This is a genomic window from Mannheimia cairinae, from assembly GCF_028649535.1.
GTDB classification, from domain to species: Bacteria; Pseudomonadota; Gammaproteobacteria; order Enterobacterales; family Pasteurellaceae; genus Mannheimia; species Mannheimia cairinae.
This window is the reverse complement of sequence record NZ_JAQSJE010000001.1, coordinates 191,805-203,580: the sequence shown is the minus strand read 5'-3', so window position 1 is coordinate 203,580 and position 11,776 is coordinate 191,805. Positions and strand designations below refer to the sequence as shown.

The window sequence follows — 11,776 nt, the reverse complement described above, 5'->3', positions numbered from 1 at the left end:
AATATGCCGAAATTAACAACATTAGATGAACTGATTGCAAGTTTACCGCAAGAACAACAAGATAAGATTCATAAACTGTCAGAGCAGTTAATTTCTGAAATAGATTTAAAAAATATTGAATCTGAAGTGGGGCTTGCAGAGAAATTAGGTGTATTTGATATTGTAAATTAAGGATATTTATGGCTTATGTAATAGGCTTAACCGGCGGTATTGGCAGCGGTAAAACAACTATTGCCAATCTATTTGCGGAATTAGGTATGCCGGTTATTGATGCGGATATTGTCGCTCGCCAAGTGGTTGAAAAAGGCTCCCCATTATTGGAAAAAATTGCAGAACATTTTGGCTCACAAATTCTAACTTCTGAACAAGAACTAAACCGCACAGCATTACGCCAAATTGTTTTTAACAATGAAAGTGAAAAAATGTGGCTGAATAACTTACTTCATCCTGCGATTAGAGAAGAAATGTTAAAGCAGTTATCACAAGTTAAAGCTCCTTATGTTATCTGGGTTGTACCGCTTCTTATTGAGAATAAATTAACAGAATTTTGCGACCGTATTTTAGTGGTAGATGTGTTACCTGAAATTCAGCTAGAAAGAGCGAGCAAGCGAGATAAAAGCAAAATCGAAACCATTAAAAACATTATGGCTGCCCAAGTAAGCCGAGAAGAACGTTTAAGCTATGCAGATGATATTATTGAAAACAATCTCCCTCTTAAACAAGGTTTAGTAAACATTCAGAATCAGGTTAGAATGCTACATAAACAATATTTAGTATTAGCAGAAAAATAAAGGAAAGAAATGTCAGAAACTATCGTAAATTGCCCAACTTGTGAGAAAGAAGTGGTGTGGAGCAAAGAGAGTAAATATCGCCCGTTTTGTAGTGAGCGTTGTCAGCTGATTGATTTAGGCGATTGGGCGGCAGAAAAGCATACTATTGCCAGTGTGGAAGATGAAGTTTTTAGCAATGATTTAGAACAGTATTAAGCAAAGTTTGCGGAGAAACGTTCAAGCTCTTGCCAGACATCATCACTAAATTCTTGTTTAATTTTACGCTCTAATTCAGCGAGTTGCTGGATAAGGGCGTAAAGTTTTTTATAGCTAAGTCGCTGTACGACTTGGCTGTAAAACGGTCTGCGGTTTTGCCAGATTTTCAAGCGGTCAAATTCCGTGCGTAAATTACCAATAAATAATGGTTGGTTACTTGAAAGTAGAGATGTTGGGCTGCGGGTGATTTCAAGTAAAGTAACCAATTCTTTTTGCACAATTCTCAATAAAACTACCGCTTGCACATCTTCATTTTTCAGATGATGTAAAATGCGAATAGCTCGGGCAGTTTTCCCCTCAAATAAGGCATCAATCCATTGAAAAGGAGTAAATTGAGCTGAGTGTTCTACTACTTCTTTGGCTCGGGTAAGTGTGATATTGCCATCGGTAAAACGGAGCTGGAGCAGTTGCAACGCTTGTTTAAGAGCGAGTAAATTGCCTTCATAGCTATAGCAAAGTAATTGGTTTGCTTCCGGCTCAATTTGTAATTGCATTGCTTTAGCACGGTTGTTAAGCCATTGCGGTAGCTTGCTAATTTCAGGTGTTTGGCAGTTGATTTGCACAAGCTGAGGTTCAATTTGGTTAAACCAAGCCTGTTTTTCCACTGCTTTAGTAAATTTTGGCAAATGCAGTACAAAGAGTAAATCTGAATGGCTTAAGGCGAGAAGTTCTGCTAGATTTTTAAATTGTGCAGTAGTTGGGGAGTCCGGCAGATTTAGAATAATAATTTGGCGAGCAAAAAACAGCCCCATAGATTGAGCCGATTCAAACAGTTCTTCCCAGTTTGTGTCATTTTTCACATCAATTTCTTGCTTTTCATCAAAACCATTTAGGCGAGCCGTTTGGTTGATACTATCTTTAGCTTCATTCACTAATAAAAGATCGTTACCCGTTAATAAGTAAAAGGGCTGTAATCCTTTTTCTAACGAAAATTGAACTGCTTCAGGGAAGATTTTTTGCATATAGTGATTCTTCTAATATAAAGGAACCCCTCTTTAGTAAAGAGGGGCTAGGGGAGATTTAATGCCCCCAATAATTATTCCAAAGAGAGACTATTTTTTACTTAACTTGTGAAAGCTCTTTGTTTAAGCCTGCCATTTTTATAATTAGCTGGCGAGCAGCTTGTTCATACATATCTTTCATAATCATCTCTTTTTCTGCAGATTTTGCCAGTGCTGCACGAGAATCATCAAAGAATGTACGGTGTACAGAAACAGTTAGCGGATATTGCCCTTTATTCGGAATATCTGCAATAGCTTCTACATCTAAAGTTAAGATTTTTTCTGCCTCACGAGCCTGTTTAAATACAGATACAACTCTATTACTGCTTGATGTGGAAACTAAGCGTAATTTAGCTACATTATCTGCACGTGGAACCAATTTTACATCACTTAATTTAAGCTGATTACGTAAAATTCGAGACATTTCACTGTGTTGGTCTGCACTTTCAAATGTTAGCGTTCTGAGTGATTCAGGTAACACTTCATTATTTTTGAAATGCCAACCGCAAGCACTAAGAGCGAAAACAAAAAGTAGAGAGAATTTTTTTAACATTAGCGTTTCCTTATATTCCCCCTCTTTAATTAAAGAGGGGGTAGGGGGAGATTTAAGCTTTAACTACAAAGTTTAACATTTTAAATGGAATGTAGATTTCTTTTACGATTTGCTGACCGTCTAAGAATTTGGCTACATTGGCATCGGCTTTGGCTGCTGCTTTGACTTCATCTTCTGATAAGGTTGCTGGCACTGTTACTTTACCACGCACTTTACCGTTTACTTGCACTACAACTAGCTTTTCATCTTCAACCATTGCGGTTTCATCAGCCTCTACCCAAGGGGCGAAGTCGATAGTCTGTTCATTACCAAGAGCTTGCCATAATTCAAAGCAGATATGCGGAGTGATTGGGTAAAGCATACGTACTACTGCACTTAATGCTTCTGCCATTACCGCACGGTCTTGTTCGCTTTCAAGCGGTGCTTTCGTTAATTTATTCATTAACTCCATCACGGCTGCGATTGCGGTATTGAACGTTTGACGACGACCAATATCATCACTCACTTTCGCAATAGTTTTATGCACATCGCGGCGAAGTTCTTTTTGTGCTTTATTCAATGCGGCAACATCTAATGCAGTTGTTGCTGGGTTTTGTGCGTAGGCATAAACTAAATTCCACACACGGCCTAAGAAACGTTTTGCCCCTTCAACACCAGACTCCTGCCATTCAAGGGTCATTTCTGCAGGGGAGGCAAACATCATAAATAGACGAACCGTATCCGCACCGTATTTTTCTACCATTTCCTGTGGGTCGATACCGTTGTTTTTCGATTTCGACATTTTGGTCATACCGCTGTGAACAAGCTCACGGCCTTCAGGATCTGTCGCTTTAATAATGCGACCTTTTTCATCACGCTCAAGGGTTACGTCTGTCGGGCTAACCCAAATACGCTCGTTAGTCGGGCTGGTGTAGTAGAACGCATCAGCCAGTACCATACCTTGACATAACAATTTCGTTGCAGGTTCATCAGAGGTTAAGATGCCAGCATCACGTAATAATTTATGGAAGAAACGGAAGTAAAGTAAGTGCATTGTTGCGTGTTCAATACCACCGATATACTGATCCACCGGCAACCAGTAATTTGCTTCATCGGAATCTAACATTCCGTCAGCAAAGTTTGGTGTGGTATAACGAGCGTAATACCAAGAGGATTCCATAAATGTATCAAATGTATCGGTTTCACGCAGAGCTGGTTTGCCATTGTAAGTGGTTTTCGCCCATTCCGGATCTGCTTTAATTGGGCTTTTTACTCCGTCCATTACGACATCTTCCGGCAGAATAACCGGTAAATCTTTTAATGGCACAGTGACTACTTCGCCATCTTCAGTCGTCATCATCGGAATTGGGGCTCCCCAATAACGTTGGCGAGAAACACCCCAGTCACGCAAGCGGAAATTCACTTGACGTTTGCCCACATTCATTGCTTCTAATTTATCGGCAATGGCATTGAATGCAGCATCAAACTCTAAGCCGTCAAATTCTGCTGAGTTTACTAATTTACCGTGTTCGGTATAAGCGGCTTTTGAGAAATCCCATTCTGAACCGTCAAGCGGTTGAATTACAGGGTTAATTTGCAAATCGTATTTTTGAGCGAATTCAAAATCACGCTCATCGTGCGCAGGCACTGCCATTACCGCACCCGTACCGTAGTGCATTAACACAAAGTTCGCTACCCAAACTGGCACTTCTTTGCCTGTTAATGGGTGAATAGCAAATAAGCCTGTCGCTATTCCTTTTTTCTCCATTGTGGCAAGTTCTGCTTCTGCCACTTTGGTGTTTTTTGCTTCACGGATAAACTCAGCAAGTTCAGGGTTATTTTCTGCCGCTAATTCTGCTAATGGGTGAGCCGCTGCAACCGCTACATAGCTTACGCCAAAGAAAGTATCCGGACGGGTGGTGTAAACAGGTAATGTTGCGTTAGAACCTGCAATTTTAAAGGTAATTTCAACCCCTTCAGAACGACCGATCCAGTTGCGTTGCATCGTTTTTACTTGATCCGGCCATTGCGGTAAATCATCTAAGCAGTTTAATAATTCTTCTGCATAGTCAGTAATTTTGATAAACCATTGTGGGATTTCACGCTGTTCTACAGGCGTATCACAACGCCAGCAACAACCTTCGTGAACTTGCTCGTTTGCAAGCACGGTTTCATCGTTCGGGCACCAGTTTACGGTTGAAGTCTTTTTATACACTAAACCTTTGTTATAAAGTTCAGTAAAGAACCATTGTTCCCATTTGTAATATTCCGGACGGCAAGTTGTTACTTCACGATCCCAATCGTAAGAAAAGCCCAACATTTTAAGCTGACCTTTCATATATTCGATGTTTTCGTAAGTCCATTTTGCCGGAGCAGTATTATTTTTTACCGCAGCCCCTTCCGCCGGCAAGCCGAATGCGTCCCAGCCCATCGGTTGTAATACATTTTTACCAATCATACGTTGGTAGCGTGAAACTACATCGCCAATGGTGTAGTTACGCACGTGCCCCATATGCAGTTTGCCTGATGGGTAAGGCAACATTGAAAGACAATAATATTTTTCTTTAGATGTATCTTTGATTGCTTTGAAAACTTTATTTTCTGCCCAATAGTGCTGAACCTTTGGTTCAATCTCACTTGGGTTATATTGCTGTTGCATAAATTTTAACCTTAAATTTCATTGAAAAAATTGGTGAAATCATACCGCAAAAACGTATTTTTTTGAATGGTAAGCGGTCGAATTTACAAGGTTTTTTGCAAATTTTTATGAAAAGGATGTTAAGAAATAAATTAGTGTACAATTAGTAGTAAGAGAGGGGGTATATTCAAACCTCTAGAAAGCTCTAGAGGTTTGATGATACTTCGTTTTTACAAATTAGAAATTCGCATTGCGTGGTGCACGTGGGAATGGAATTACATCACGAATGTTTTGTAAGCCTGTTACGTACACGATTAAACGCTCAAAGCCTAAGCCAAAGCCAGAGTGCGGTACAGTACCGTATTTACGTAAGTCACGATACCACCAGTAATCTTCTGGGTTTAAGCCCATTTCAACCATACGAGCATCTAACACATCTAAACGCTCTTCACGTTGTGAACCACCGATGATCTCGCCGATTCCTGGGGCTAAAACGTCCATTGCAGCAACAGTTTTGCCGTCTTCATTTAAACGCATATAGAATGCTTTAATATCTTTCGGGTAGTTTTTCACAACAACTGGTGATTTGAAGTGTTCTTCAGCTAAGAAGCGTTCGTGTTCAGATGAAAGATCGATCCCCCAAGATACTGGGAATTCAAACTCTTTGCCTGATTTTAATAAAATCTCAATCGCATCGGTGTAATCTACTTGTGCAAATGGCGAATTGATAAAGTTTTCTAGGCGAGTAATGGCATCTTTATCAACGTGTTTTGCGAAGAATTGCATATCATCTTTACGCTCTTCAAGTACCGCACGGAAAACGTATTTCAACATATCTTCCGCTAATTTTGCATTATCGTTTAAATCTGCAAAGGCAACTTCAGGTTCCATCATCCAGAATTCGGCTAAATGGCGAGTAGTATTGGAATTTTCTGCACGGAATGTCGGGCCGAAAGTATAAACTTTGCTTAATGCACAAGCGTAAGTTTCTGCATTTAACTGACCAGATACGGTTAAGAAAGATTCTTTGCCAAAGAAGTCTTGGTTGAAATCGACTTTGCCACTTTCAGTACGAGGTAAGTTTTCTAAATCAAGCGTTGAAACACGGAACATCTCACCCGCACCTTCGGTGTCAGAAGCTGTAATAAGTGGAGTAGCAACCCAATAGAAACCTTGTTCGTGGAAGAAACGATGAATAGCTTGTGCTAAACAATGGCGAACACGGGCAACCGCACCGATTAAGTTTGTGCGAGGACGTAGGTGTGCAACTTCACGTAAATATTCAATAGAATGACGTTTTGCCGCCATTGGGTAAGTATCTGGATCTTCTACCCAACCAACAACTTCAACTTTGCTTGCTTGTAATTCAATAGCTTGACCTTCAGCTGGCGATTCCACTACTTTACCTGTTACTACAACAGAACAGCCTGTTGTTAAGCGTAAAACTTCATCTTGGTAATTTGCGACATCATTATTTACGATAGCTTGGATAGGATCAAAACACGAACCGTCATAGACAGCTAAAAAAGATAAACCTGCTTTTGAATCACGGCGGGTACGAACCCAACCACGAACTGCAACTTCTTCACCTACGGCAACTTTACCAGATAGGATTTCCGAAACTGTTGGAAACTTAGACATTTAATACCTCAAATTTTTCTTGTAAGCTTTTAAGAAAATAAACGTTCAATATTCTACAAGAAAATAACTAGAAATATAATAAATTTACGGAATTATTTAAAAAATAGTTGGTCAATATAAACATTGCAACAGTAAATCTTAATGTGCTTAGAACCTTCAAAAATTTTTTTAATTTTTTAATGAACTTTCGTTCATTTAGACAGTCTGAGTATATGTAACAAGATTTACGCAAGTTTTTTTCATATTTCCTTAGGTAAGACCTCCGCCCCTTTTCGCTGTTTTTGATTAGGGGCTTTTTTTTATCCTCTAGTTACTTTTCTTTAATATTTTCAATTAGTTATATTTTGTATTAACAAATAGTAGTTGAGTTTTTATTGGCCGTTATTTGTTTAAAAAAGAAAGATATAATATAAATTACGCCTAATTCACGCCTAAATTACGATAAATTTATAGCTTAAGAGAAAAACTACTTTTAAGTAAAAGAAAAAGGATTGAATCTAATAGTAAGATTCAATCCTTTAAAAATCAAAATAAAGTTTGAGGTTCTAATTAACCTTTATAGTTGTAAACGTGAGCAACTAAATCTAAAACTTTGTTTGAATAACCAACTTCGTTGTCGTACCAAGATACTAATTTAACGAATGTATCTGTTAATGCGATACCTGCAGCTGCATCAAATACAGAAGTTTCAGTTGCACCGTTGAAGTCTGTTGAAACTACAGCATCTTCTGTGTAACCTAAAACACCTTTTAATTCGCCGTTGAATGTTTTACCTTCAGCAGCGTCTTTGATAGCTTGTTTGATTTCTTCGTAAGTTGCTGGTTTTTCTAAATTAACAGTTAAATCAACAACAGATACGTTTGGTGTAGGAACACGGAATGCCATACCTGTTAATTTACCGTTTAATGCAGGTAATACTTTACCTACAGCTTTTGCAGCACCTGTTGATGAAGGGATGATGTTTTGTGAAGCACCACGACCACCACGCCAGTCTTTAGCTGATGGACCATCTACAGTTTTTTGAGTTGCAGTTGTTGCGTGAACTGTAGTCATTAAACCTTCTTTGATACCGAAAGTTTCGTGAACAACACGAGCTAATGGAGCTAAACAGTTTGTAGTACAAGAAGCGTTAGAAACGATGTCTTGACCTGCGTAAGCATTGAAGTTTACACCATTAACGAACATAGGAGTTGCATCTTTAGATGGGCCTGTTAAAACAACTTTTTTCGCACCTGCAGTGATGTGTTTGCGAGCAGTTGCATCGTCTAAGAATAAACCAGTTGCTTCAACTGCGATATCAACACCGATTTCATCCCATTTTAAGTTAGCTGGATCACGCTCAGCAGTTACACGGATTGCTTTACCGTTTACTACTAATTGACCATCTTTAACTTCAACAGTACCATTGAAACGGCCGTGAGTTGAATCGTATTTTAACATATACGCCATATAATCAACATCGATTAAGTCGTTGATACCTACTACTTCGATATCATCACGTTGTTGAGCTGCACGGAAAACGATACGACCGATACGACCGAAGCCGTTAATACCAATTTTAATTGCCATAGATTTTTCTACCTATATTAAAGTTAAACAAAATTTGTTCTTTATGTACATAATTAAAGATGTGACAATTATAACACATCTTTTTAGCTTACTGACAAGTCAAAAGAACGCTCTCAATATAACAGATATATTTTTTGTGATCTATGTCAAATTTTTAAATTTATAACGATTTTTGAGTAAAAAGCAGATACAATATTTTTGCTTTATGTGAGGAGAATAACCAATGATTAAACCTATTCAGGCATTAACAGACCAACAAGTTGATATTTTGATAAATCACGGTACTGAGCGTCCATTTACCGGTAAGCTTTTAAATGAAAACAGAGTGGGGACTTATCGTTGTGCGAGATGCCATAATGAATTATTCCGTTCAGATACTAAATTTGATGCAGGTTGTGGATGGCCAAGTTTTTATGAAACCATCTCGGAAACAGCTTTACGTTATTTAGATGATTATAGTTTAGGAATGCATCGTGTAGAAATTCGTTGTGGAAATTGCGATTCACATATGGGACACGTTTTTAATGATGGCCCCGCTCCAACAGGTTTACGCTTTTGTTTAAATTCCGTTGCATTGAATTTTAAATGGGATGAAACAGGCGAAGAAATTGATGGATAATCATTAAAATAAAACAAGCGGTTAAATAAAGAGGAAAATTTGCAAAAAATTTTCTAAATTTAACCGCTTGTTCGTTATTAAGCTAAAATATTTTTCGCAATCACATCACCCATTTCAGAAGTTGAAACAGGGGTGTTTTCATCTGCTAGATCTGCGGTGCGATAACCTTCTGCTAAGGCTTTTTGAATTGCTGCTTCAATCGTATCTGCCGCTTCGCCTAAATTGAAACTATAACGTAACATCATTGCAGCTGATAAGATCTGTGCAATCGGGTTTGCAATATTTTTACCTGCGATATCGGGTGCTGATCCACCTGCTGGCTCATATAAGCCGAAGCCTTTTTCGTTTAAGCTTGCAGAAGGCAACATCCCCATTGAACCTGTAATCATTGCTGCTTCATCTGAAATAATATCGCCAAAAATATTTGAACATAATAAAACATCAAAAGATTCTGGAGCTTTGATTAATTGCATAGTCGCATTATCAATATACATATGCTCTAAAGTTACTTCTGGGAATTCTTTTGCAACTTCTGTTACTGTTTCTCGCCATAAAATTGAGCTTTGTAATACATTTGCTTTATCAATAGAGGTTACGTGCTTTTTGCGTTTCATTGCCGATTCAAAAGCAACGCGTGCAATACGTTCAATTTCATATTTGTAATACACTTCTGTGTCAAATGCTCGGGTTTGAGCACCTTCACCATCTCGGCCTTTTGGCTGCCCAAAGTAAATACCGCCTGTTAATTCTCGTACAACTACCATATCAAAACCTTTTGCTGCGATATCTGCACGCAGTGGACAGAATTTTTCTAAGCCTTGATAAAGTGCCGCAGGGCGTAAGTTACAGAATAAAGAGAAATGTTTACGTAATGGTAATAATGAACCACGCTCTGGCTGTTCATCTGGCGGTAAATTTGTCCATTTAGGGCCACCAACCGAGCCAAAAAGAATCGCATCAGCTTCTTCACAACCTTTTAAAGTGTTTTCAGGTAATGCTTTGCCTTGAGCATCAATGGCCGCACCACCGATATTGTATTCATTAAAATTTAGTTTAAAGCCGAATTTTTGTTGAGTTGCTTCAAGCACTTTAATAGCTTGTGCCATTACTTCTGGGCCAATGCCATCTCCGGCTAACACTGCGATGTTGTAAGTTTGCATATAAAATCCTCTTAAAATAATAACTTATATGATTCTTTTACATTTTGCCTCAAAATTCCCTTTTTTAAAATGAAATTTTCAGGAAATAACGTAAAATAACAGAGTTTTTTGGGAGATTTTTATGCGATTTGGTTTTTATAGAATATTAGTAATGCTCTATATCTGTTTGAATTTAAGTGCTTGTGGAACAATGATAAGTCTAGTTGAGAAAGATTATAGCGTATATGCAGGGGTAACTAAAAATTTTTATGCAATACAAGAAGGGGGCATAATTGCTGTTCTTGCAGTAATTGATTTACCTCTTAGTTTTGTATTAGACACATTAATGTTACCTGTAACTTTAAGCCACGAATAATGCTATATTCTGATCTACTACCTTTATTTAGCTAAAGAATTATTATTTTAAATAATACCTACATATCATAATTATCAATTTTTCATAATAACTTAAACCTCTTATTATATTGATATAGTTGGTTATTTAGGAAAATATATTATGACTTATCCTGTAAAATCCTACGCAGCATTTAGTGCTACTACACCTCTTGCTCCACACCATTTCGAACGTCGTGAGTTACGTGAAGATGATGTGTTAATCGATATTCTTTATTGCGGTGTATGCCATTCTGATTTGCATACTGCTCGCAATGACTGGGGTTGGACCCATACTTACCCGATTGTACCGGGGCACGAAATTATTGGTCGTGTAACTAAAGTGGGTGCTAATGCTAAGAAATTCAAAATCGGCGATTTAGTCGGTGTTGGTTGTATGGTGGATTCTTGCCGTACCTGCTCACCTTGCCAACACGGTTTAGAGCAGTATTGCGAACACGGCAACACCGGCACTTACGGCAGCCTTGATCGTCATGATGGCACATTAACCCAAGGCGGTTATAGTACAGAGGTCGTGGTGAGCGAAGATTTTGTGCTGAAAGTATCGGAAAAATTGGATACCAAAGCCGTTGCACCATTACTGTGTGCTGGGATCACAACTTATTCGCCACTTCGCCACTGGAATGTAAAAGCTGGCTCAAAAGTGGGCGTTATCGGCTTAGGCGGACTAGGGCATATGGCAGTTAAACTTGCCAAAGCTATGGGGGCAGAAGTGACTTTATTTACACGTTCTGTCGGTAAATCTGATGATGCTTTCCGCTTGGGGGCAAGTAAAGTGGTGCTTTCAACCGATGAAGAACAAATGAAAGCGGTCGCAAATACCTTTGATGTAATTATAGACACCGTGCCTTATACTCACGATTTAAAACCGTACATCCCAACATTAGCATTAAATGGTACTTTAGTTTTAGTTGGCTTAGTTGGCGAGCTTGAGCAAACTATTAACACTGTACCGATGATTACAGGTCGCCGTAGTATTGCTGCCTCGGTGATTGGTGGCATTACTGAAACACAAGAAATGCTGGATTTCTGTGCCGAGCATAACATTGTGCCAGATGTAGAAATGATCGATATGCAAGACATCAACACCGCCTACGAGCGTATGCAAAAATCTGATGTGAAATATCGATTTGTGATTGATATGGCGAGTCTGAAAGCTTAAAAAGCAATAACAAGG

General features: G+C 38.6%; 12 protein-coding genes. 6 read left to right on the top strand and 6 right to left on the bottom strand.

The features are described from left to right. The first annotated feature begins 3 nt into the window (after nt 1-3). The 3 genes from PTQ27_RS01035 to yacG are packed head-to-tail and all read left to right on the top strand — an operon-like array spanning nt 4 to nt 986. Nucleotides 4-171, top strand: a complete 168-nt coding sequence (locus PTQ27_RS01035; RefSeq protein ID WP_273748462.1) for a hypothetical protein — start codon at nt 4-6, stop codon at nt 169-171. Nucleotides 172-179: 8 nt separating this feature from the next. Beyond that, a complete protein-coding gene (gene coaE, locus PTQ27_RS01030) occupies nt 180-791 on the top strand; it encodes a dephospho-CoA kinase (protein ID WP_273748463.1) in 612 nt (203 codons plus the stop codon). 9 nt (nt 792-800) lie between these two features. Beyond that, a complete protein-coding gene (gene yacG, locus PTQ27_RS01025; protein WP_273748464.1) occupies nt 801-986 on the top strand; it encodes a DNA gyrase inhibitor YacG in 186 nt (61 codons plus the stop codon). Here yacG and holA read toward each other — a convergent pair. From holA to gap, 5 genes are all read right to left on the bottom strand, one after another. Next, on the bottom strand, nt 983-2,008 hold the full coding sequence (gene holA, locus PTQ27_RS01020) for a DNA polymerase III subunit delta (protein WP_273748465.1): 1,026 nt from the start codon (nt 2,006-2,008) through the stop codon (nt 983-985). The two genes, yacG and holA, sit on opposite strands and share 4 nt — an antisense overlap. A 97-nt stretch (nt 2,009-2,105) precedes the next feature. Then, the gene (locus tag PTQ27_RS01015) at nt 2,106-2,600 is read right to left on the bottom strand and encodes an LPS-assembly lipoprotein LptE (protein WP_273748466.1); all 495 of its coding nucleotides are present in this window, start codon (nt 2,598-2,600) and stop codon (nt 2,106-2,108) included. A gap of 52 nt (nt 2,601-2,652) precedes the next feature. Next, the gene (gene leuS, locus PTQ27_RS01010; RefSeq protein ID WP_273748467.1) at nt 2,653-5,238 is read right to left on the bottom strand and encodes a leucine--tRNA ligase; all 2,586 of its coding nucleotides are present in this window, start codon (nt 5,236-5,238) and stop codon (nt 2,653-2,655) included. A 216-nt stretch (nt 5,239-5,454) separates the two neighbouring features. Next, nucleotides 5,455-6,858, bottom strand: coding sequence for an asparagine--tRNA ligase (gene asnS, locus PTQ27_RS01005; protein WP_273748468.1), 1,404 nt, complete (start codon nt 6,856-6,858; stop codon nt 5,455-5,457). A 549-nt stretch (nt 6,859-7,407) separates the two neighbouring features. Continuing rightward, the gene (gene gap, locus PTQ27_RS01000) at nt 7,408-8,427 is read right to left on the bottom strand and encodes a type I glyceraldehyde-3-phosphate dehydrogenase (protein WP_273748469.1); all 1,020 of its coding nucleotides are present in this window, start codon (nt 8,425-8,427) and stop codon (nt 7,408-7,410) included. A gap of 223 nt (nt 8,428-8,650) precedes the next feature. Between gap and msrB the strand changes: the two genes are divergently transcribed. Next, entirely contained in the window at nt 8,651-9,046 is a 396-nt protein-coding gene (gene msrB, locus PTQ27_RS00995; RefSeq protein ID WP_273748470.1) for a peptide-methionine (R)-S-oxide reductase MsrB, read from the top strand. Nucleotides 9,047-9,123: 77 nt separating this feature from the next. On the opposite strand, the gene leuB is transcribed toward msrB, so the two are convergent. Beyond that, complete coding sequence (gene leuB / locus PTQ27_RS00990) at nt 9,124-10,206, bottom strand: 3-isopropylmalate dehydrogenase (protein ID WP_273748471.1); 1,083 nt, start codon at nt 10,204-10,206, stop codon at nt 9,124-9,126. 121 nt (nt 10,207-10,327) lie between these two features. Here leuB and PTQ27_RS00985 point away from each other — a divergent pair, with 121 nt between their 5' ends. Beyond that, a complete protein-coding gene (locus tag PTQ27_RS00985; RefSeq protein ID WP_273748472.1) occupies nt 10,328-10,561 on the top strand; it encodes a YceK/YidQ family lipoprotein in 234 nt (77 codons plus the stop codon). 141 nt (nt 10,562-10,702) lie between these two features. Then, nucleotides 10,703-11,761 (top strand): NAD(P)-dependent alcohol dehydrogenase, encoded by a 1,059-nt coding sequence (locus PTQ27_RS00980; RefSeq protein ID WP_273748473.1) that lies wholly within the window; start codon nt 10,703-10,705, stop codon nt 11,759-11,761. The last annotated feature ends 15 nt before the right edge of the window (nt 11,762-11,776 follow it).

Excerpts from the sequence above, each read along its gene's own strand:
- PTQ27_RS01035 (WP_273748462.1), top strand. The coding sequence starts at position 4 with ATGCCGAAATTAACAACATTAGATGAACTGATTGCAAGTTTACCGCAA.
- coaE (WP_273748463.1), top strand. The coding sequence starts at position 180 with ATGGCTTATGTAATAGGCTTAACCGGCGGTATTGGCAGCGGTAAAACA.
- yacG (WP_273748464.1), top strand. The coding sequence starts at position 801 with ATGTCAGAAACTATCGTAAATTGCCCAACTTGTGAGAAAGAAGTGGTG.
- holA (WP_273748465.1), bottom strand. The coding sequence starts at position 2,008 with ATGCAAAAAATCTTCCCTGAAGCAGTTCAATTTTCGTTAGAAAAAGGA.
- PTQ27_RS01015 (WP_273748466.1), bottom strand. The coding sequence starts at position 2,600 with ATGTTAAAAAAATTCTCTCTACTTTTTGTTTTCGCTCTTAGTGCTTGC.
- leuS (WP_273748467.1), bottom strand. The coding sequence starts at position 5,238 with ATGCAACAGCAATATAACCCAAGTGAGATTGAACCAAAGGTTCAGCAC.
- asnS (WP_273748468.1), bottom strand. The coding sequence starts at position 6,858 with ATGTCTAAGTTTCCAACAGTTTCGGAAATCCTATCTGGTAAAGTTGCC.
- gap (WP_273748469.1), bottom strand. The coding sequence starts at position 8,427 with ATGGCAATTAAAATTGGTATTAACGGCTTCGGTCGTATCGGTCGTATC.
- msrB (WP_273748470.1), top strand. The coding sequence starts at position 8,651 with ATGATTAAACCTATTCAGGCATTAACAGACCAACAAGTTGATATTTTG.
- leuB (WP_273748471.1), bottom strand. The coding sequence starts at position 10,206 with ATGCAAACTTACAACATCGCAGTGTTAGCCGGAGATGGCATTGGCCCA.
- PTQ27_RS00985 (WP_273748472.1), top strand. The coding sequence starts at position 10,328 with ATGCGATTTGGTTTTTATAGAATATTAGTAATGCTCTATATCTGTTTG.
- PTQ27_RS00980 (WP_273748473.1), top strand. The coding sequence starts at position 10,703 with ATGACTTATCCTGTAAAATCCTACGCAGCATTTAGTGCTACTACACCT.